Annotated in this window: 21 protein-coding genes; 7 read left to right on the top strand and 14 right to left on the bottom strand. The window is 58.7% G+C overall.

The window, feature by feature from the left end; translation table 11 throughout:
* Positions 1 to 17: 17 nt before the first annotated feature.
* From PLUT_RS05565 to PLUT_RS05535, 7 genes are all read right to left on the bottom strand, one after another.
* Positions 18 to 689 carry a F0F1 ATP synthase subunit A gene (locus PLUT_RS05565; RefSeq protein ID WP_011357801.1) on the bottom strand — a complete coding sequence of 224 codons (672 nt, stop codon included), beginning with the start codon at positions 687 to 689 and terminating at the stop codon, positions 18 to 20.
* 2 nt (positions 690 to 691) lie between these two features.
* Positions 692 to 997: an ATP synthase subunit I gene (locus PLUT_RS05560; protein WP_011357800.1), complete on the bottom strand. Its 306-nt coding sequence runs from the start codon at positions 995 to 997 to the stop codon at positions 692 to 694.
* The gene (locus tag PLUT_RS05555) at positions 987 to 1,307 is read right to left on the bottom strand and encodes an AtpZ/AtpI family protein (RefSeq protein WP_011357799.1); all 321 of its coding nucleotides are present in this window, start codon (positions 1,305 to 1,307) and stop codon (positions 987 to 989) included. The genes PLUT_RS05560 and PLUT_RS05555 overlap by 11 nt, the downstream gene beginning before the upstream one ends.
* The gene (locus tag PLUT_RS05550; protein ID WP_011357798.1) at positions 1,300 to 1,689 is read right to left on the bottom strand and encodes a F0F1 ATP synthase subunit epsilon; all 390 of its coding nucleotides are present in this window, start codon (positions 1,687 to 1,689) and stop codon (positions 1,300 to 1,302) included. The genes PLUT_RS05555 and PLUT_RS05550 overlap by 8 nt, the downstream gene beginning before the upstream one ends.
* Positions 1,679 to 3,085, bottom strand: a complete 1,407-nt coding sequence (atpD, locus tag PLUT_RS05545; protein ID WP_011357797.1) for a F0F1 ATP synthase subunit beta — start codon at positions 3,083 to 3,085, stop codon at positions 1,679 to 1,681. Before atpD ends, PLUT_RS05550 begins: the two co-directional genes overlap by 11 nt.
* 167 nt (positions 3,086 to 3,252) lie before the next feature.
* Positions 3,253 to 5,085 (bottom strand): citrate/2-methylcitrate synthase, encoded by a 1,833-nt coding sequence (locus PLUT_RS05540; protein WP_011357796.1) that lies wholly within the window; start codon positions 5,083 to 5,085, stop codon positions 3,253 to 3,255.
* Between the two features lie 65 nt (positions 5,086 to 5,150).
* On the bottom strand, positions 5,151 to 6,347 hold the full coding sequence (locus PLUT_RS05535) for an ATP citrate lyase citrate-binding domain-containing protein (protein WP_011357795.1): 1,197 nt from the start codon (positions 6,345 to 6,347) through the stop codon (positions 5,151 to 5,153).
* Positions 6,348 to 6,471: 124 nt separating this feature from the next.
* Between PLUT_RS05535 and lgt the strand changes: the two genes are divergently transcribed.
* Both lgt and htpX read left to right on the top strand, forming a co-directional pair.
* Complete coding sequence (gene lgt, locus PLUT_RS05530; protein ID WP_011357794.1) at positions 6,472 to 7,326, top strand: prolipoprotein diacylglyceryl transferase; 855 nt, start codon at positions 6,472 to 6,474, stop codon at positions 7,324 to 7,326.
* Positions 7,327 to 7,466: 140 nt separating this feature from the next.
* The gene (gene htpX, locus PLUT_RS05525) at positions 7,467 to 8,342 is read left to right on the top strand and encodes a protease HtpX (RefSeq protein ID WP_011357793.1); all 876 of its coding nucleotides are present in this window, start codon (positions 7,467 to 7,469) and stop codon (positions 8,340 to 8,342) included.
* 112 nt (positions 8,343 to 8,454) lie between these two features.
* Here htpX and PLUT_RS05520 read toward each other — a convergent pair whose 3' ends face one another.
* Genes PLUT_RS05520 through PLUT_RS05510 form a run of 3 tightly spaced genes read right to left on the bottom strand, consistent with a single transcriptional unit; the run spans position 8,455 to position 10,587 of the window.
* On the bottom strand, positions 8,455 to 9,240 hold the full coding sequence (locus PLUT_RS05520) for an ABC transporter permease (RefSeq protein ID WP_011357792.1): 786 nt from the start codon (positions 9,238 to 9,240) through the stop codon (positions 8,455 to 8,457).
* Complete coding sequence (locus PLUT_RS05515; protein ID WP_011357791.1) at positions 9,237 to 9,908, bottom strand: ABC transporter ATP-binding protein; 672 nt, start codon at positions 9,906 to 9,908, stop codon at positions 9,237 to 9,239. The genes PLUT_RS05520 and PLUT_RS05515 overlap by 4 nt, the downstream gene beginning before the upstream one ends.
* Complete coding sequence (locus PLUT_RS05510) at positions 9,892 to 10,587, bottom strand: TMEM165/GDT1 family protein (RefSeq protein WP_011357790.1); 696 nt, start codon at positions 10,585 to 10,587, stop codon at positions 9,892 to 9,894. The genes PLUT_RS05515 and PLUT_RS05510 overlap by 17 nt, the downstream gene beginning before the upstream one ends.
* 131 nt (positions 10,588 to 10,718) lie before the next feature.
* Here PLUT_RS05510 and PLUT_RS05505 point away from each other — a divergent pair, with 131 nt between their 5' ends.
* Together PLUT_RS05505 and PLUT_RS05500 are read left to right on the top strand one after the other, a co-directional pair.
* The gene (locus PLUT_RS05505; protein WP_011357789.1) at positions 10,719 to 11,180 is read left to right on the top strand and encodes a GNAT family N-acetyltransferase; all 462 of its coding nucleotides are present in this window, start codon (positions 10,719 to 10,721) and stop codon (positions 11,178 to 11,180) included.
* Complete coding sequence (locus PLUT_RS05500; protein ID WP_011357788.1) at positions 11,174 to 12,169, top strand: CobW family GTP-binding protein; 996 nt, start codon at positions 11,174 to 11,176, stop codon at positions 12,167 to 12,169. The genes PLUT_RS05505 and PLUT_RS05500 overlap by 7 nt, the downstream gene beginning before the upstream one ends.
* Here the strand turns inward: PLUT_RS05500 and PLUT_RS05495 are convergent.
* Genes PLUT_RS05495 through PLUT_RS05480 form a run of 4 tightly spaced genes read right to left on the bottom strand, consistent with a single transcriptional unit; the run spans position 12,166 to position 16,880 of the window.
* Entirely contained in the window at positions 12,166 to 13,437 is a 1,272-nt protein-coding gene (locus PLUT_RS05495) for an ABC transporter permease (RefSeq protein WP_011357787.1), read from the bottom strand. The genes PLUT_RS05500 and PLUT_RS05495 overlap by 4 nt on opposite strands.
* Positions 13,434 to 14,693, bottom strand: a complete 1,260-nt coding sequence (locus PLUT_RS05490; protein ID WP_011357786.1) for an ABC transporter permease — start codon at positions 14,691 to 14,693, stop codon at positions 13,434 to 13,436. The genes PLUT_RS05495 and PLUT_RS05490 overlap by 4 nt, the downstream gene beginning before the upstream one ends.
* Positions 14,683 to 15,957, bottom strand: coding sequence for a GGDEF domain-containing protein (locus tag PLUT_RS05485; protein ID WP_011357785.1), 1,275 nt, complete (start codon positions 15,955 to 15,957; stop codon positions 14,683 to 14,685). Before PLUT_RS05485 ends, PLUT_RS05490 begins: the two co-directional genes overlap by 11 nt.
* On the bottom strand, positions 15,954 to 16,880 hold the full coding sequence (locus tag PLUT_RS05480) for a PstS family phosphate ABC transporter substrate-binding protein (RefSeq protein ID WP_011357784.1): 927 nt from the start codon (positions 16,878 to 16,880) through the stop codon (positions 15,954 to 15,956). The genes PLUT_RS05485 and PLUT_RS05480 overlap by 4 nt, the downstream gene beginning before the upstream one ends.
* Before the next feature lie 203 nt (positions 16,881 to 17,083).
* On the opposite strand from PLUT_RS05480, the gene argC reads away from it, so the two are divergent.
* The 3 genes from argC to argB all read left to right on the top strand — a co-directional run bounded on the left by argC (position 17,084) and on the right by argB (position 20,398).
* Positions 17,084 to 18,112, top strand: coding sequence for an N-acetyl-gamma-glutamyl-phosphate reductase (gene argC, locus PLUT_RS05475; RefSeq protein ID WP_011357783.1), 1,029 nt, complete (start codon positions 17,084 to 17,086; stop codon positions 18,110 to 18,112).
* Between the two features lie 126 nt (positions 18,113 to 18,238).
* The gene (gene argJ, locus PLUT_RS05470; RefSeq protein ID WP_011357782.1) at positions 18,239 to 19,447 is read left to right on the top strand and encodes a bifunctional glutamate N-acetyltransferase/amino-acid acetyltransferase ArgJ; all 1,209 of its coding nucleotides are present in this window, start codon (positions 18,239 to 18,241) and stop codon (positions 19,445 to 19,447) included.
* A 33-nt stretch (positions 19,448 to 19,480) separates the two neighbouring features.
* Entirely contained in the window at positions 19,481 to 20,398 is a 918-nt protein-coding gene (gene argB, locus PLUT_RS05465) for an acetylglutamate kinase (RefSeq protein ID WP_011357781.1), read from the top strand.
* Positions 20,399 to 20,416 lie beyond the last annotated feature (18 nt).

Raw genomic sequence — 20,416 nt, 5'->3', positions numbered from 1 at the left:
TGTTGCGGTAAAGGAAATCACTCCTTCCGGGCCCTGGTGGCCGCGGAAATGTAGACGGTCGCAAGGATGCTGAAGATGTAGGCCTGCACCATGCCGGTCAGGAGGCCGAGGACGCTCATGAGTACCGGAAAGACGAACGGCGTGACGGTCAGCAGGATGGCCAGGATCATGCTGCCGCTCATGATGTTGCCGAAAAGCCTCACGGCAAGCGCGAGCGTGCGTGAGAGTTCGCTGATGATATTGAAGGGCAGCATGATGGGGGTCGGCTTCACGTAGGTGGAGAGGTATCCCCCGAGGCCGCTTTCGGCAATACCGAAAAGCGGGACGGCGACGAAGACCGACATGGCCAGTGCTGCCGTCGTCGACAGCGACCCGGTCGGAGGCTCATAGCCCGGAATGATGGTGCAGAGGTTGCTGAACGCGATGAAGATGAAGAGCGTTCCGAGGTACGGCAGGTACTGCATCGAGCGGCGGAGCCCCACCTCCTCGATCTGGCGGCGGGCCATGCCGACAATGATTTCCAGGACGTTCTGCCAGCGTGGCCGGTGCATCCCGTTCGACAGCCGGCGTGATGCGAACGCCGATCCCCCGACAAGGACCAGCATGAGGGCCCATGTGGTTGCGATCGTAAGGTTGAGTTTCACGAACCCGTGCTGCCAGATGATGATCTCATCTCCTGAAAGGTGCATGGCTATCCCTCCTTTGCCTGGCCCTCATAGGGCGGCGATTTACGGCTGAGAACTGCCGCCAGGACCTTTGCTGCGGTAAAACCGAGCAGCGCGGCAAGGAACCCCCGCCAGTCATTTCCGGCCAGCCACCAGAAACCGGCCAGCACGAGCATGGTGCGCAGGAGCGAGCTGAGCCCGAACCAGAGCCACGGCCTGGGAGAGGCGAGCCCCCTGCGGACGGTAAGCCACAGCCCGCCGAAGAACAGTGAGCCGAGCAGCAGCCCCCCGAGAAGGTCCGGCAGGAGACCCATCAGCATCTCACTCGTCATCACGCTCCTCCCTCTCCATCTCTTTTTTCTCCTCGAGCATCCATCGCACCGCATTCCAGCATCCCACCGCCAGCCCTGCGACGAGCAGCATCAGCGCCCATGATCGCCCGGAAGGATAGCGGCTGTCGATCCACAGGCCGATCGCCACGCCGGCCAGCGTCGGTATGACGATCGACCAGCCGATGAGGCCGAAGAGCGAGAAGCCGAACCAGATGTTGCGGATGGTGCGTTTCCGGGCCTTCAGCTTCCGCTGCTCGCTGCTTCCCACCCGTTTTGAAAGCGGCCCTTTCTCTTCGGGACGTTCAGTCATGGTAGAATTCAACATAGCGTCGGATGAAACTGCTTTCAAGCCTGGCAAGAGCCGAATGCATGGTGCGTTCATGTTCGTCAAGCTCCAGGAAGTCCTCCTTTACGGCCTTTTCGAGGGCCCCGAGCTCGACACCGCCCACCGCCTGGCGGACGGAAACGACGACGTCGGACCCTTTCTTGACGAGGATTCCGCAATCGACGGCGACGAACGAGACACCCGACTCCAGGGTTTCGTATTCAAGGATTCCCGGCACGAGCGAGGCGACGCAGTCGCGCCTTCCGGGGAGAAACCCCCATGAGCCGCAGTTGGTTTCCGCGACGATTCGCGTGACCTTTTCCGTCACGGAAAAGACGCCAAATGGAAGCAGGAGCTCAAGGCGCATGGACGGCGTTGTTTTTACGTGCTTCGGCGACTGTGCCGATCATGTAGAGCGAGCTTTCCGGATAGTCGGCGAATTCATCCCGCAGGATGCGCTCGCATCCGTCTATCGTATCGTTGAGCGACACCATCCGGCCTTCGATCCCGGTGAACTGCTCCGTCGTGAAAAACGGCTGGGTAAGGAATCGTTCAAGCCGGCGGGCCCGGGCCACCAGCTTGCGGTCTTCGGCGGAGAGCTGTTCGAGGCCGAGCATGGCGATGATGTCCTTCAATTCGGAGTACTGGGCCAGTACGCGGCGTATCTGGCGCGAGAGGTCGTAGTGGCGGCGGCCGATGATCGACGGGGCCGTCATTTTCGAACCCGACTGCAGCGGATCGATTGCCGGGAAAAACCCCTCTCCTGCCCGCTTGCGCGAAAGGGTCAGCGATGCAGACAGGTGGGAGAATGTATGGACCGCGGCAGGGTCGGTGAAGTCGTCTGCGGGCACATAGACCGCCTGGATGGAGGTGATGGCTCCGGTACCGGTATTGGCGATGCGCTCTTCGAGCTGCGAGAGCTCCGTGCCCATGGTCGGCTGGTAGCCGAGGCGCGAGGGCATCTGGCCCATCATGCCGGAGATTTCGCTCCCGGCCTGGATGAAGCGGAAGATGTTGTCGATGAGGAGCAGCACGTCCTCGTGCTGGTCGTCGCGGAAGTACTCGGCCATGGTGAGCGCGGCAAGCCCGACACGGAACCGGCTCCCGGGCGGCTCGTTCATCTGGCCGAAGACCATCACCATGGAGTCGAGAACCCCGGCGTCGCGCATGTCGCGGTAGAGCTCCTCCCCTTCCCGACAGCGCTCTCCGATGCCGCAGAAGATGCTCACGCCGTGGTGACGGTGCACCATGTTGTGGATCATTTCGGTAAGCAGCACGGTCTTGCCGACTCCGGCCCCGCCGAAGAGGCCGGCCTTGCCGCCCCTCTCGAGCGGCGAGAGCAGGTCGATGATCTTGATGCCGGTCTCAAACACCTCCGAGCGGGTCGAGCGCCTTCCGAGCGGAGGCGGCATGCGGTGGACCCCTCTCCACTCGACATCTGGCGGTGGGGCACCTCGATCGATCGGTCGGCCGAAAACATCGAACATGCGCGAAAGGATCTGCTTGCCGACAGGGGCCCTGAGCGGCATGCCCGTATCGAGGACGGCCATGGCACGGCAGAGCCCTTCCGTACCGGTCAGCGCGATGCCGCGAATGTGGCGGTCGTCGAGCTGGGTCAGCACTTCGATTTTGACTTCCCGGTCTTTTCCGGTCTCCAGAATGGTGTGGATGGGTGGCAGATGGCGCTCGAAACGAACGTCAACGACGCTTCCGCGGATCCTGGCAACCCTGCCGTAACGCTGGTGATGGTCCGCTGTATCCATGGCGACGTGATGCTTGATGACGAGGGACTGTACGTATCCTCTGCAAAATCAGCTCTCTGTTACAACAAGCATTCTTTCAGCGGTTTCGTTCACCCCGGCCGGACAAAAAAAAGAGAGCGGGACCCGAAAGTCCCGCTCTCCCTGTCTGTATGACCGAGTGCCGAAGCTTACTTCTTCTCGGGCACTTCGCGCTCGTCTTTCACCGCGTAGTTGATCAGGTAATCGTAGAGCCTGATGAGTCGGGCGTTCTGCGTGTTCTGGTCGATCCAGTGGCCGATCATGCCGATGGTGCGGGCCAGGACGAAGAATCCGTTCAGAGACTGCTCCGGGAAGTCCAGATCGACGAGGATACAGCCGATGGTGCCGTCGACGTTGAGGATAAGGTTGTCCTTTTTCGAGGTGGTGACTTTTTCAACCTCAAGCGCATAGTCGAGGATCGGCATATGGAGCGAGGTGTGGTTCTTCACGTAGTCGACAAGGTACTTGACCCTCTTGTCCGGGTTCTTGAGGCTTTTGACCCTGTGGCCGATGCCGGGTACCGGTCCGACGTTCTGCTTCATCCATGAGAGGAATCCGGGGATGTCGTTCGGGAACTCCTTGACGCCGTAGGCAAAGTACTTGCCGGCGTTGGTGACGGCGCCGCCGAAACGGGGTCCGATCATGGTCATGCCTGCAGAAACCGCCTGCGGCATGTCGATGCCTGCGCAGGCGCCGAGGATTGCACCGAAAGCACCAGACACTGCCGGGCCGTGGTCGGCGGAAATCATGACGATGCGCTTGATGATTTCAGACTCTTCCCTTGAGGGGAGCTTCTTGTTCCAGAGGAGGGCAAGAACGTCTTCGATGCCGTAACCCTTCTCGCAGAGCTCGGAAGCGGCATAACCGACATAACGGGGCTCTTCGCCGCGGTCGTCGGAGATGGTGGTGCGGATGAGCGGCTCGACGATGACGTCACCCTGCTTCATGATCTCCTGTACCTTCAGCGGCAGCTCGGGGAGCAGCGCGTCGTCGATCTCGGCCTCCGGCTTGATGGAGCCTTCAGCGAGGAGTTCCTGGTATACCTGCTTGATGGCCTTCGAGAGTCCGCCGAAAGTGTCGGGGACAAGGGCGCCGGCTTCACGCAGGGAGTTGATTTTCGAGCGGGCGGAACCGAGGCCTTTCTTGCCTTCCTTGGCGCCGGCATGGCCGAACTTCATGCCCTGGGGCAGAACTTCCTGGCAGGTGCCGCCGATGGCTGCGATGAGGCGGATGCGGCGCTTCTTTGCTCCGAACCACTCTGCGGCTTCTTCCTCAAGGGTTCCGCCGACTTCGCCGACCATGACAACAGCCTTGGTTTCGGGATCGTTCTCGAACATCTCAAGGTAGGTGACAAAGTCGGTGCCCGGGTAGGAGTCACCGCCGATTGCCACGGCTGAAGTGATGCCGTTGCCGTTCTGGGCGCAGAGCCACATGGTTTCGTTCGAAAGGCCTCCCGACTTGGTCAGCACACCGAACGAGCCTGCACGGTAGAGGTTGCAGAGCTTGAGGTTCTTGTACTCTCCGCCGATGACGCCGAGACGGCACTCGCCTGCCGACATGATGCCGATCGAGGACGGGCCGTTGAACATCTTGCCGCTCTTGATGGCCATGGCACGAAGCTTTTTCGCGTCTTTTTCCGGCACACCTTCAGTGATCATGGAGACCAGCTGGATGTTCTTCGACTCAAGGCACTCCCTGGCCGACTGGGCGGCACGTGATGCGCCGAGGTAGATAAGGGCGGTATTGATCTGCGGGTTCTCCTCAAGAGCCTCCTGAAGGGTGGCGTATACTGAAATGTTGTTCAGTTCGCCGCCACGGTAGATCTCTTTCTGCTGTCCTTTCTCGGGGGGATAGACAAATGCCTGGACTGAGAGAGGCCTGTTGATGAGAAAGTCGAACTGCGCCATCCTCTTTGCGGCATTGACACCGGCGACACCGCCGATGATGACAACCCTTGTGTCTTTATTTGCAATTATGCTCACGTTACGTTCCGTTTTATGAAGTTAGAAGTTTTCTGTGTCTTTTGCCTCAGTGATACCAGTCAGCCTTACGCTTTCAGTGCAAGGTCGACGATATCGGTCATCGGCATGGTGCGATCGTAGACATGGATGTCGAACCCTTCGTCTTCGAGCTTTTTGATGGCGGCAAGACCCTGGTTCTCGTTCGGTCCGCCACGCCTCACCCAGATCTTCACTCCATCCAGGTAGCCTTTTGCCTTGCTGGCACGGAACCCGTTGATGATGCCGCTGAACGTCGCTTTCACATCGGTGAAGTTGGCGATTGCGCCACCGACGATGATGTGCTTGATGTTCGGAAGCTGGCAGATGGTCTCCGTGAGTGCTTCCACAGCCCAGTCGGCCGGGTCGCCGGAGTATTCTGCATAGTTGGCGATGGTGCCGCCGCGTGCGACAACCGCATCGGAATAGAATACGGAAGCGCCGCCGCCTGCTGTCAGGAGGGCGATTTCGCCGCCGGGAACTTCAACGAACTTGACCGAACCCTTGATGCGTGCATCAATCTCCATGATCTGCTGCTCGGCTTCGGTGAACGGACGGCCGATTTCGGAAACCGGTTTGAAATCCCAGTCCGCATGGCGGAAACGGGCATCCCAGTCGACGTTCATGACCGCGTCAAGCGCTGCAAAGCGCATGTCGCTCTTGCGGATGACAAGCGGGTTGATTTCGATGGACTGTGCATCTTCGTTGTCGAAGCAGAGGATAAGGCGTGAGGCGATCTTGGCGACGCGCTCTGCGACTTCTCCGGTAAAACCGGCATCCGCTGCCGTTTCGGTGAGCTTTTCAAGGGAAGGGGTCTCGTCAAGGGGAATGAAAAGCCTTTTGACGGTGTCCCAGTTGTCTTCGATATCTACGCCGCCCTTGTTGGAGAGCAGGAGTTCAGCGCCGTCGCGGTTGCCGGCGATTGAGACGTAATATTCCGCGTCATGCTCAAGCATTTCTGCGACGATGACCTGACGGACGACGGCGGTGCCGATCTCCCTGCCGATCATTTCTTTTGCTGCCTCATACGCCTCTTCGAGGTTCAGGCCGATCTTGACAAGGCCCAGCTTGTACCGTCCGCCTATGGCTTCGTGTGCTTTAACGACAAGTTTCGAATCCCGGAGCCATTTATTAGCTTCTCCGAGCTGCATAAGGCGTTCGGGATCCATGATGACAACATAGTTCGGCACGGGAATGCCCCACTTGTTGAACAGTTTCATGGCAGGCCCTTCAAGTATCTTAGCCATTCTATCGGTATTTTGTGTGTTAATGGGTATGGAAATGCAACAAAATGCGCAAGATTGAAAGTTAACGATATTTTTTTTTGATACAATAGTTCCGCAGTTGTAAATAGCAGGAAAACCGTAAAAAATGAACACTCTGCTCAGCTGGTGGCAGCACCTTCCCTCACAGATGGACCCCGTCATCTTCAGCGTCGGCGGCTTTGCCGTCCGCTGGTATGGTACGATGTACATTGTCGCCTTCGCCATCGTATGGCTGCTGGCCAACTATCGTATAAGGACGGAAAAGCTGCCGTTCACGAAACCCTTCATCGGCGATGCCCTGACCTGGGTGATGGTGGGCGTGATTCTCGGAGGAAGAATCGGCTACCTCCTTTTCTACGGCATGGCGGACCTCATTGCCGATCCTCTGGGTACCCTGCTTCCCTGGATGGGAACCGCAGAGGGATGCGCGTTCAGCGGGATATCAGGCATGTCCTACCACGGCGGTCTCATCGGGGTCACCATAGCGCTCTTTGCATTCACGCGGTCACAGAAAAAAGGGTTCCTTGAAACCGTTGACCTTTTCATTCCCGCAGTCCCGCTCGGCTACACGTTCGGGCGCATCGGCAACTTCATCAATGGCGAGCTCTACGGCCGGGTGACCGATGCGGCTGTCGGCATGTACTTCCCGCTTGCCCCGACCTATGAGCTCCGCCACCCATCGCAGCTGTATGAAGCGTTTTTCGAAGGCATCGTGCTCTTCGGCATTCTCTGGACGCTGAGGAAACAAGCGCCTTTCAGCGGCTACCTCTCGGCCGTCTACCTGTTCGGGTACGGGTTCGTACGCTTTTTCATCGAGTATTTCAGGGAGCCGGATGCGCAGCTCGGATTCGTGTTCCTCGATTTTTCAATGGGCCAGCTGCTCTGCATATCGATGATGCTCGCGGCCGTTGCCGTATACATCGCGGCATCACGGCAGGCAGGGTCCGGGCGGAGTGCATGAACTCCCACCTGGGGGACAGCATGCGAGGACGGGAACGGGTGAACCTCCTTCGTTCGTTATAGCATCATCGGTACGCATAAAACCCTTTGCTCTCTCAACAACCTCACAAATAACTCTATCACTTATAAAGGATACCCACAATGAAACGCGTATTTCTTTTCCTCATAACCAACCTTGCCGTTATACTGGTGCTGTCCTTCAGCGCCCGGCTTCTCGGCGTAGACCGGTTTCTGACGTCGAACGGCCTTGACCTCGGCATGCTGCTGGCGTTTGCCGCCCTCATCGGCTTCGGCGGCTCGTTCATATCGCTGTTGATGTCGAAAACCATGGCAAAATGGAGCACCGGGGCACGGGTCATCCTGCGCGCGTCGAACGAGGACGAGTCATGGCTGCTGAATACGGTCCGGCAGCTTTCCAAAAAAGCTGACCTTGCAATGCCTGAAGTAGCAATCTACGAGGGTGCTCCCAATGCGTTCGCGACCGGACCGAGCCGTTCGAAGTCGCTTGTTGCCGTTTCGAGCGGTCTTCTCCGCAGCATGGACCGCAAACAGGTGGAAGCGGTACTGGCTCATGAGGTGGCCCATATCCAGAACGGCGACATGGTCACCCTCACCCTCATCCAGGGTGTCGTCAACACCTTCGTGATTTTTCTGGCGCGCGTCTTTGCTTACGCCCTCGACAGCTTTCTCCGGAGGGACGAAGACGAGTCCGGCAGCCCGGGCATCGGCTACTGGATCAGCAGCATTGCCTTTGAAATCGTTTTCGGTATCCTTGCAAGCATCGTTGTCATGTACTTCTCGCGCAAGCGTGAATTCCGGGCGGATGCCGGAGCCGCAGCCCTGATCGGCGACCGCCGTCCGATGATCGAGGCCCTGCGTGCACTCGGAAGCATTGACGCCGGCAAACTGCCTAAAGAGATGGCGGCTAGCGGCATTGCCGGTGGCGGCATGATGGCGCTCTTCAGCAGCCACCCCCCTCTTGAATCCCGGATCGCAGCACTTGAATCAGCCCGCTGAGCCCCCTGCTCCCGGCCTTCTCCCGCACCCTTAAAGCCCCGTGCCGTATGACGGGGCTTTTTCTGTGCCCCGCCGCAACAGCATCTCTCGGGCTTGGTGTTACGGCAGTGTGTTACTCCGGGGTGAGGAGCAGCTCCTCACCGCTGCCGAAACAGCGCCTGCGGATGAGGAGCATCACCGAAACGGAGCTGACCGCCGTTGCCCCCACCAGCATGAGCATGACCACGATCTGGTAGCGTATGGCGATCAAGGGATCGGCTCCCGCCAGTATCTGGCCGGACATCATGCCGGGGATGAACACCAGCCCTACGCCCATCATGGCGTTGATGGAGGGGATCATGCCGGCTTTCACCGCAGCCCGGAACTGTTCGGCGCTCGCTTCCCGGTAACCGGCTCCGAGACAGAGCTTCATTTCAACCAGTTCGCGTTGCTGTCGCAGGTCCTTGAAAAAGCGCTCTATGGAGATGGCAAGCGCTGACATGGAGTTGCCGATGACCATGCCGCCGGCCGGAATGAAGTAGCGCGGCTCCCACCAGGGCGAGCTTCCGATGATGAGGCCGGAGACGAACACGGCGGTCACAAAATAACTGAGCAGCATGGTGATGAAGGTCGGCAGAAGGTAGGCAACCTGTTTTTCATTCACCCGGCCCTTGATGATGAAGATGGCCGAGGAGACCATGACGACGAACACCCCTGTGATCAAAAAGACATTGTCGGAGTGCAGGATATATGTCAGTACGTATCCCATGAGGAACAGCTGCGCAAAAGTACGCACGGTGCCGATGGCGATGTCCCGGTGCAGGCCGAGCTGGAAGATGAACGAGGAGATCTGCGCAAGGAGGATGAAGACAAGCGCAAGCAGGAGCTGGCCGATGGAGATGTCTATGATGGAGGTCATGGCTGCCGTGTAAGGGTGCGGTTCCGGAGAAGATACAGCTCAACGTGGGCACCGGAAGGACGATAGTCGCTGTGGGTGACGGTAATGAGGGTTTTCTTTTCACGGGTGTTGAGCCGCTCCATTATGGTAAACACCATGCTTGCGCTCAGGGCATCCAGTGCAGAGGTCGGCTCGTCGAGCAGGAGAAGGTCAGGCTTGAGCAGGAGTGTGCGCATAAGGGCAAGTCGCTGCTGCTGGCCGGTCGAGAGTTTCAGTGCGGGATGGGTGAGCTTGAGGTCGTCAAGATAAAAATCACTGAGCATCCGGCGGAGTTCGTCCTCTGCAGGTGCCTTGAGTCCATGGTTGGCGGCGAACGTGAAGGGAAGGAGGAGGTTCTCTTTTACCGATCCTTCCATCATCCGGGGAATCTGGGCAACGTAGCCGACGGCGCTTCTGAGTTTCGGGGGGGCAATGCCGGTGATGGGCTCCCCACGGTACAGGATGGTTCCGGACGTGGGGGCGGCAAGCCGGCAGATGAGGCGGAGCAGGCTCGATTTTCCGGTGCCCGATGCCCCTTTCAGGAGGATATGGCTCCCCTCCTCCACTGCGAGGGAGAGATGCTCGAAAATCGGCGATTGAGCGCCCTCATGGGTGAAGGAGAGATCACGGATTTCAAGGATTGGAGCCATCGCTGCCGTCCCCGGTGGTTTGATTTCGGGATCTGGAGGCCGGTTTGGGGCGAAGGAACAGCCAGCCGATGAGGGCGGTGAGTCCGAGAGCCGCAGCCCATATTGAGAGCGGGAATGCAGCGCCTCCTTCATACATGCTGTACAGGCCGAAAAGGAAGAAGATTACGGCAGCTCCGATGCCGACGGCTTTTTCCGGGAGCTTTTTGCCGAGCATACGCCCGAGTATGATGGCAAGACCGTCCGAGAGCACCATACCGACCGTTGAGCCGAGCCATACCGGTATGAACGGGGCCGTTGCGGCAAGCGTTACGGTGGAGAGCATGGTCTTGTCGCCGAGTTCGGCCATGAAGAAGGTTGCGAACACCAGCCAGAAGGGGCTCAGGGTGCGTCGGCAGGTACCGCTGTCCTCATCGTCAAGATGGTCGCCCCGAAGGGTCCAGAACCCGAATGCCAGAAACGCCACGCCTGCGCCGAACCGGATCCAGTCGACCGGCAGAAGATCGCCCATGAACCAGCCGATGCCGGCTGAAAACACGTGGATGAGGAGCGTGGCCCAGAAAATGCCCCAGAGTACCGTCCAGGTGTTGTAGCAGGTTGCCAGCGTGAGAGCGACCAGCTGGGTTTTGTCGCCGAGTTCGGCAAGAAATATCATGACGAGAGAGAGCCAGAACGCATCCATTTGAAAGTGGGGTCGGGAAATTATGGAATAGAATTGTCTAGATTTAACGGGTGAAAATAACACAAATTCATGAAGTATATTCTATCCGGCACCCGATTGGCAGAGTAAACCATGCAGGACAGCACCCCATTATGACACCCCGGATCCGAAGCGCAGCAGAAGGAGACATCGAGGCCTGTACGAGGCTGCTCGAAATACTTTTTTCAGAGGAAACAGAGTTTTCTCCCGATCCCCTGCGCCAAGAGAACGGGCTCCGGATGATCATCGCCCGTCCTGATTCCGGCAGGGTGTTCGTTGCCGAGATTGAAAGAGAGATCGTCGGCATGGTGCTCCTGCTCACTACCGTAAGCACGTTTCAGGGTAAAAAGGTTGCACTGCTCGAAGATATGGTGGTCGATCCCCGCTGGCGGAGAAAGGGCGTCGGAGCTCTCCTTCTCGACCATGCAATCGAGGCCGCTGCCCTTGAGGGGCTAGGGCGCATAACCCTCCTCACGGACGAGTGCAACACTGAAGCGCAGGCGTTCTATCGCTCAAGGGGCTTCCAGCCTTCAACGATGCAGGTATTCAGAAAAATGATCGATGAATCGTGCTGAAGAACATCCCCGCCACCATCATCACCGGCTTTCTCGGCTCAGGCAAAACAACCGCCATTAACCACCTCCTTTCGATAAAACCTGCAAAGGAGCGTTGGGCCGTCATCATCAACGAGTTCGGCCGCATCGGCGTCGACAGCCTGCTGGCTTCGCGGTCCGGAACAGCCACCATACGGGAGGTGCCGGGCGGATGCCTCTGCTGCACAGCAGGCCCCTCGTTCGAAACCGCCCTCAACCGGCTCATCCGCGAGACAAAGCCTGAGCGCATCCTCATTGAGCCGACAGGCATCGCCCACCCGCTGCGGGTCATCCGGACCCTCTCGGAAGGGTTTTACCGGGAGGTGCTTGATCTGAAGGCCGTCATCTGCCTTCTCGATTCGAGAAACCTCTGCAGTGAGCGCCATACCGCCCACCCCGCGTTCATGGACCAGCTCAGTCTTGCCGATGTCATCGTCTCCACCAAGCCGGACCTTCTTGAAGCCTGTCACCGTGAGGCCCTCCGGGCATATGCCGAGAAGGTGCAACCCCCTAAAACAGCCCTCAGGGAAACTGCATACGGACAGATAGAGCTTGACCTTCTTGATCTCCCCCGTACCTCCGGCCGGACGGCAGGAACTCCTGACGCCCATCGGCACAGCCATCCCGCCCCGTGTGCCCTTCCGGATGAACCCGGAGATGGCGGTCAACGGGAGTGGCTTCTTCTGGAGGGCAGAGGTGATGGCTTCTTTACGGCCGGGTGGCGCATCGGCACGGATTTCTGCTTCGATGCGGAAATGCTTGCACGTTTTTTCGGTAACCTTTTTTCGATGAGGGTAAAGGGAGTTCTGCGGTGCCGTGAGGGGTGGATGGCTTTCAACGGCGTCGAGGGGGAGCTGTCGCTGAGGGGTGCCCCGGCGGCCGGGTTTTCCCGCCTTGAGGTGATAAACGACTTGCCGCTTGCGGCTCTGGATCTTGATCAACAGCTCAGGTGCTGCCTAAAGATAGCTTAGCTGCTCAACAGGTCTCGTGAGCGCCGTTCGGCCATGAGGGCGGCCTTGCGTGCAGGCAGGATGCTCACCAGAAGGCAGAGGCAGATCGATGCCAGTCCGACGATGAGAAAGTCACCCGCAACCATCTCGACGGGATAGGCGTCGATGATGAATGCGCTTTTTGATGGAAGCTGCACCATACCGAACCGCTCCTGCAGAAAACAGATGATCCATGCAAGACCGGACCCGGCAAGCGTACCGGCAATGCCGGTCAGTGCGCCCTGCAGCATGAATATCGACTGAAGCCCACTGCCCTCAAGGCCGAGACAGCGCAGCGAAAACAGGTCCTCCTGCTTGTCGATGGCCGTCATGGCAAGTGCCCCTGTCAGGCTGAGGGATGCGACGAGCACAATCAGCATAAGCACCCCGAAACTCACCCATTTTTCAAGCTCCATGACGGCAAAGATGTCGCGGTAGCGGCTCTCCAGCGTCTTCAGCTCAAGCGTGCCTCCGCCCTCGCGTTGCCGGAGCCAGACGGAGAGTTCCCTGTTGAGGCGCAAATGCCCCACCCCTTCGCGAGCCCTGATGTCAATGCCGCTGCACTCTCCTTTCGGTATAAGCAGGACACGTGAAGCCAGATCCATGGGGGCAAGGACATACCGGTCGTCGAACAGCTTCTGCAGTGAAAAGAGTGAAGAGATGCCCGGTTCGGGAATCCGGAGAGCCGGCATCAGATAGGGTTCGGAGAGCGATTCAAGCCCGAGCGAGATCAGCTCGGGACTGAAGAGCCGGACCCGGTCCCCTGCCATGATCCTTGTCCGGTAGGCAAGCAGCTCCCCTACCGAGATGCTCCCGCTGGTGAAATAAGGACGGGATGCAGCGGTGAGGGTTTCAAGGCGCCGCCCTGCAGGCGCGGAGAGCCCTTTGAGCCTTACCAGTTCGCTCACCCCGCCGGCGACAAGGATGGCATCCCCTTCATGAAACGGCTCTGCAGAGCCGACGGCATCCACCTGCTGGAGTGCACTGAGGAGCGACTGGTCGAAAGGCATCGAGCGGCCTTCTTTCGATACGAGCTGCACGGGGCTGTCAATTGAGAGAAACATGTCCCGGGCAAGCTTCTGAAACCCGTTCAGGACACTCATGACGACCAGGAGCGTGCTGACGCCGATGATGATGCCAAGGAGGCTGATCGAGGAGATGATGTTGATCACCCTGAACCGTTTCCGGGCAAAGCTGAAGCGTCGTGCGATCCAGAGGGCCGGACGGAGTGTGGTACCTGCTTTTCTCATGAGCCGAGGGCCATGCCCGGTTTGAGGGCTGCGGCGATCCTTGCCGGAATGAAGGCGAAGACGAGCGTCAGCGAAAGGACCGCAAGTGAGACGGCCAGGTAGTCTGTCGGGTCGATGATGAGCGGTACGTACTTGATGAAATAGCTTTTTTCGGGCAGTGTGATGAGATGGAAGCGCATTTCGAAGAGCGTGAGCAGGAGCGCAAGCAGGTTGCCGAGAAGTATGCCCGCAATGGCGGTGAGGAAGGCCTGTGTCATGAACACCCGGCTGATGCGGCCGGGTTCAAGGCCGAGCGCCGAGAGCATGCCGACCTCCCGGGTCTTTTCAATGATGAGGACAAGAAGCGTGGAGATGATGTTGAAGACGGCCACGATCGTGATGGTCACGATGAGCAGCGGCATGAGGTTCTTCTGGAGACGAAGCCACTCAAAAAGGTTCTGGTAGCGCTCGAACACAGTGTAGCCGTAGAACGGGTATCGGAGCTCACCGGCTATCCTTTCCACCGTGCCGGAGAGCAGTTCGGGGTGGCGGACCCTGGCTTCATAGCCGCTGATCATGCCGGGGCTGAAGCGGTCCTGCATGGCCCGGAGATCTGCGATCATCATGAAATCGTCGAACCCTTCCTGCAGACCCGTGTCGTAGATGCCGCGGATGGTGCCGACCTCAAGGTCGAGTGAGGAGAGAAGTTCCAGCATCCCGCCCCCTTCCGTTCCGGATGAAACGCCTGATACACCGGCCAGCATCACCCTCGAACCCGGTTTCAGCCTGAGGTTTTCAGCCAGAGTGCTGCCGGCGTACAGCCCTATGGTGCCGTCTTCCTGGGCGGCGTTCAGGCTCCCCTCCCGCAGGAACTTCCCGAGAAACAGCCGCCGTTCCTCCTCATCCGTCCCCTTTACCATGACCGGGCCTGCCGGGCCGCGCTCTCCCCTGGCTCCGGCGGAACTCTTGAGGATGAAATTCTTTTCGAGGAACGGGCCGCCGGAAACCGTTTCCGGGTCATTGAGGACTTGCTGCATTTCGGAACGGCGTTCCATGAACAGCCGGCTGTCGGGCTGGCGGAACTGCATGTGAGAACTGAAACTGATCAGCTTCACTTCGATGCTTGAGGCAAACCCCTTCACGACGGAGAGGGTGAGGATGAGGGCTGCCGTGCCGACGGCTATGCCGATGACGGCAATGAGGATGATGAAGGTTGGCCGTGTTGCAGAGCGGCGCTTGAATGCGAATCTCCCTGCGATATAGAACTCAGGCTTCATCGGGCGGACCCTCTTGCAGGTTGAGAGAGCTGAATGTCACTACACTGTTCCGACCCTGTGCCTTGGCCTCATAGAGCGCACGGTCGGCATTGTTGATGAGGGTGTACCAGTCGGAGGCATCATCGGGAAATGTTGCGATGCCGATGCTGACGGTAAGCTGCCCGGAGGGCTGCTGGTGCTCATGCGGGACCGGTGTCGCACTGATGATTTTACGGAGACGCTCGGAAATGTCGAGTGCGGTCTCTGCATCGGTTTTGGGGAACAGAATGGCGAACTCCTCCCCGCCGAAGCGCGAAGGGATGTCGGAGAGCCGGCTCTCCTCTTTGATGATGCCGGCAAGGATTTCCAGGACGTGGTCGCCGGCGATATGGCCGTGGGCATCGTTGTAAAGCTTGAAGTGGTCGATGTCGATCATGGCGAGCGAAACGTTGGAGTGGAAACGTTTTGCCCGCTCGACGTCGATGATCAGATGCTCCTTGAAGTGGCGGTAGTTGTAGAGCCCGGTCTTTTCATCCCTGATGAAGATTTCGTCGAGTTTCTTGTTCTTCGCCTCGATATCTCCGCAGAAGTTCATGATCGACTCGGTGATCTGGGTGATGTCGTGGGAATGTGCCGTTGCTGTCAGCTCCTTTTTCATCTCTTCGGCCGTGTCATGGATGCTTTCAGGGATATCGCGGTTGATGAGCTTCAGCTGGTCGGCCAGCTGCCGTAGGGGAATGAGGGTAAGGCGGTAGTTGAAATGGAGCATCCAGCCTGCCACAAAGTTCAGGCTGAGGAGAAGCGCAAGGATGAAAAAGATGAACATGTGGGTGAAAAGCACCAGCCTCTCCATCGCCTCTCGAGCTTCGGATTTCACCCGTTCGATGGCCGAGTCAAGCTGGAGCACGACCAGTTCGCTGTTTGCAACAGAGGGAACTGGAACGACGGGGACATGTTTCAGGCATGAATCTTCCATCTGGCCTGCCAGCCGTTCGTACATGAAGCGAAGAATCCGGTCCTGCTGCTTCGCCTTGAGGAGAAGTCCGCCGGGATCGATTCCCGTGGCTGCATTGCCTGCATGCTCGATGCCGGCTCCAGTCACCTTCGCCTTGAACTCGACGAGGTTGAAGTAGCACTCCTGCTTCTTTTCGACCTCATCGATAATGCGCCCCTGAAAGAATATGAACCCGGCCGTTCCTGCAATGACCACCAGAATGCCGATGGCGCCGGCAAGGATGATGATCAGGAGCGGAGAGCGTTTCTTGCGGTTCAGCAGATCGTTCATAAGGGGTCGGAAGCTTGTTTTGCTGAGAGTATGATGGTACGCACCCTTTGGCGGTAAGGAACGAGAGGGCCGTTTTCAAAGGCCTTCTGGCCTTCGGCCGACAGCCATGCGCCGAACCCTGCCGGAAGAGCTTCTCCCGAGTAATATATATAGCAAACCTCTGCGACAAAGGGATAGCTTCCGTTGAGGATATTTTCCGGGTCGGGAGTGACGGGTTCTGCCCCCGCGGCATCGGCTGAAACCGCGAGCAGCCTGAGCTTGTCGGGTGCAGCATGATCGGCCCTTGCCGTCTGGAACGCCGAGCGCAAGATGATGCCGACGGCATGGCTGTCACCGGCCACACGCTGCAGCATCTCCTGTTGGCTCCTGCACCCATACGCCTGCAGCTTCCTGCCTTTGAGTGCATCACCGCCATCAAGGAGTTCCCGAAGGATGGTGTCGTCCGCTGCAATCAGCGGCAGCAGGCCATTATCCCCGTCAGCACGCATGCCGCTGAAGGCTTGAAAGACTGCTTCTTTTGAAATGTACGTGAGCGGGCTGTTTTCATTGACGACGAGCACAACGGCATCGCGGGCAACCGGCTCAACCCTCAGCGACGGCGTAAGTTTTCCGGCATCGGGTGACGGGCAACGCAGTGTGAGAGCCGCCTTAGAGCGACCGGAGAGAAGGCTGTTGAGGGCTGAGAGGCTGTCGGCACCGATGGTGACGACCCGGGCGTCGGGATAGTAGCGGGTGAAGAGTTCGGACTGCATCGAAGCCACGCTGAGAAGGCCGGGGTCGGCAACAAGCCGCATCTCGCCCCTTATGGGGCTTTCTGGCGTGCTGCCGCCGGTGCAGGAACCCAGAATGAGTCCGAGAAGAAGCCCCGGAATCAGCACGAAGGCAGGGCGTGAAGAGAAGCAACGGAAGAGGAGCATATGCATAGGTATCCATAAGGGCGGTTACGGGTCGCTCCAGGCGCACCCCCAGCTTCGGATAAGATACTGAGAAAAAAGCGCTTGGCATAAAATTGCGATGCAATTGACACACGAATGCAAAAATGCCCTGCAGGGTTTGAAAATGCGCAGGAAAAGATTTATATATCCGCTTTGCTGGATATTTATTCATTGCTTAAAGAGAGATCTGCATGAACGCTTCCCTGGATGGGGCAACATCGGGACCGACCGTCTCGATCATCGGTGCTTCCGGGTATTCCGGCGCTGAACTCACCCGGCTGATTCTCCGCCACCCGGCCGTCAGACTTGAGCACCTCTATGCATTCTCGCAGGCAGGCAAATCCGTTTCCTCCCTTTACCCTGCCCTCGGCTGTGACCGTATCTACCGCTCCTACGAGGGCGAAACCGGAAGCGACATCTATTTCCTCGCGCTGCCGCACGGCGAAGCGCACGCCATAGTGCCGAAGCTTCAGGCCGCAGGTAAAATGGTCATAGACCTGTCAGGAGACTTCCGCCTTCGGGACACGGATGAGCATGAGCGGTTCTACGGCGGCAGGAAATCCCCCGATGCGGTGATGACCTATGCCATGCCGGAACTTTCCCGTGAAGCGATAGCCGGAGCCCGTACCGTAAGCAATCCCGGATGCTACGCCACGGCGATCATTCTCGGGCTCGCTCCCCTGTTTGCCCGCTCTTCAGCACTGCCTCGGGTGCGTTCTGTCGCCTGTACGGCGATTTCGGGCCTGTCGGGTGCAGGACGGAGCTCCAAAACCGAACTTTCGTTTGCCGAAATGAGCGAAAACATCAGGGCCTACAAGGTCGGAGTGCACCAGCACACCCCTGAAATCATGCAGGCGCTCGGCACCTCAGCCAGAAACCCGTCGTTCGACTTCAGCTTCACGCCCCTTATCGGACCTCTGGTCAGGGGCATCTACGCAACCCTCTCCGTAACGCTGGACGGTCCGGTTGATCTCAAGGAGGCCAGGAGCGCCTATGAGGCATTCTACCGCAATGCGCCCTTCACAAGAGTGCGGAGCGAAATGCCGGAAGTGCGCCATGTCGCCCATACCAACTTCTGCGACCTTCATGTTGCCTATGCCGGACAGCACGGCACCCTCACCATTGTATCAACCATCGACAACCTCCTGAAAGGAGCAGCCGGCCAGGCCGTCGAGAACATGAACATCATGCTCGGGATTGATGAAACCGCAGGGCTTTGAACCTAGAAGAGGCGAAAGAAACAACACGCAAAGAAGAACACAACACCGTTGAAAAAAAGAGAGAAAGCGCTCGCCACCATCCATGCTCATGCTGCTGCAACCCTCTGGCCTGCAGGGGTCCGGCCCATGGCGGCTGATGATGACGGCGCAAGGGGGTTCTGGCCGAAAGGATTTAAGACGTCAGCCGCAGCCGCAGGCATCAAGTACTCTGGAAGGACCGACATGTTCCTGCTCTTCAGTGAGCAGCCGGCAGTCACGTCGGGCGTGTTCACCACCAACCTCTGCTGTGCCGCTCCGGTCGTGCTGTCCCGCAGGAACATTGCCGCTGCTGGCTCGGCCATGCGCGTAGTCATCTGCAACAGCGGCAATGCCAATGCTGCAACCGGGATGCAGGGGCTGCGGGATGCTGAAGACACGGCGGCAAAAGCTGCCGAAGTGCTCGGCATCAAAGCCGAAGAGGTCATCGTCTCCTCAACCGGCGTGATCGGCCAGCTGCTGCCGATGGAGAAGATCCTTCGCGGTGTTGAAGCTCTCCCTGCCACCCTCGGGGAATCCTCCGGCGTCGAGGCGGCTGAAGCCATCATGACCACCGACACCTTCCCTAAATTCTTTTATGTCGATATTGCGCTCAGCGGCGGCACCGTACGCATCAGCGGTGTGGCCAAAGGGTCCGGGATGATTGCTCCGAACATGGCCACCATGCTCGCATTTCTTGCCACCGATGCCGATATCGAACAGGGCCTTTTGCAGGAAGCCCTCCGGAGTGCCAACAGCGTAAGCTTCAACGCCATTACGGTCGACGGAGACACCAGCACCAACGATATGGCGGTCATCATGGCCGGCGGCACGGGCCCCTCAGTTGAAGCCGGCAGTGAAGACCTCAGACTCTTTAGCGCCGGTCTGGAGTCGCTGATGGGGTTCCTTGCCCGCCTCATCGTCATAGACGGAGAGGGTGCGACGAAGCTTGTTGAAATCAACGTGCAGGAGGCCCGGAGCGCCGAAGAGGCGGTGATTGCAGCCCGCACCATCGCGCAGTCGAGCCTCGTCAAGACCGCCCTGCACGGCGAAGACGCCAACTGGGGCCGCATCATTGCCGCTGCAGGCCGCTCGGGCGCCATGTTCCGCGAAGAGGACCTCGAGCTCTACTTCGAAGAGCTGCCGATTCTCCGGCGCGGACTCCGGGCTGATTTCTCAGAAGAAGCAGCCGCTGCCATACTCGCCCGGCCCGCTTACGCAATCACCCTTCGACTCGGGGCAGGAACTGCTTCGGCACGCGTATGGACCTGCGACCTCAGCAAAGAGTATGTGGACATCAACGGCAGCTACAGGAGCTGACCGTACTCATAACCCTCAATCCGACCGACCGCATTGAAAGAAACCGATTCACTCACCTGCAGCGACCTGAGGCCGGCACGCAAGGCACCACAGACGGCCATCGGCCAGGTGCTCATCGAGGCCCTGCCCTACATCCGTAAATTCGAGAGGAAGACCTTCGTCATCAAGTACGGAGGCTCGGCGATGAAGGATCTGTGCCTCAAGAACTCATTCGCGCAGAACGTCACCCTGCTGCGCAAGGTCGGCATCAACGTCGTGCTCGTGCATGGCGGTGGTGATGCCATCACCAAAACGGCTGAAAAACTCGGCATCACCTCCACGTTCGTACACGGCAAGCGGGTGACCGACAAGGAGATGATCTCCGTTGTGCAGATGACGCTTGCCGGAAAGGTCAACCAGGACATCGTCCAGCTGATCAGCGAACACGGCGGCAAGGCGGTCGGCGTGACCGGCCTCGATGCCGACACCATCCAGGCCGTGCCGTGCAGGGATGCGGCCACGCTCGGCCTGGTGGGTGAAATCGAATCGATCAACACCGCCTACATCGACCTGCTCTGCAAGGCCGGGCTGATCCCCGTCATTGCCCCCATCGGCTTCGACGATGACGGCAACATATACAACATCAACGCTGACGACGCCGCCAGCAGCATCGCCATTGCCCTGAAGGCCGAAAAGCTCATCTATGTGAGCGACGTGGCAGGTATCCAGGTCGGCGAGAGGATCCTGAAAACCATCTGCAAGGCTGAAGCCGCCGACTTCATCGAGCAGGGCATCATCACCGGCGGCATGATCCCGAAAGTCCTTTCCGGGTTCCTGACGCTCGACGGAGGGGTCCGGAAGATCCACATCATCGACGGAAAGTCAGTCCACTCCCTCCTGCTTGAAATATTCACCCATGAGGGAGTCGGCACCCAGTTCATCTCCGAACAGGACGACGAAAGCAACCATTAACTTTAGCGCGAGCCAACA

Origin of the sequence: Pelodictyon luteolum DSM 273 (genome assembly GCF_000012485.1) — a bacterium.
Classification (GTDB): Bacteria; Bacteroidota; Chlorobiia; order Chlorobiales; family Chlorobiaceae; genus Chlorobium; species Chlorobium luteolum.
Note: the sequence above shows the minus strand (reverse complement) of the source record. Positions and strands in the feature narration are given on the sequence as shown.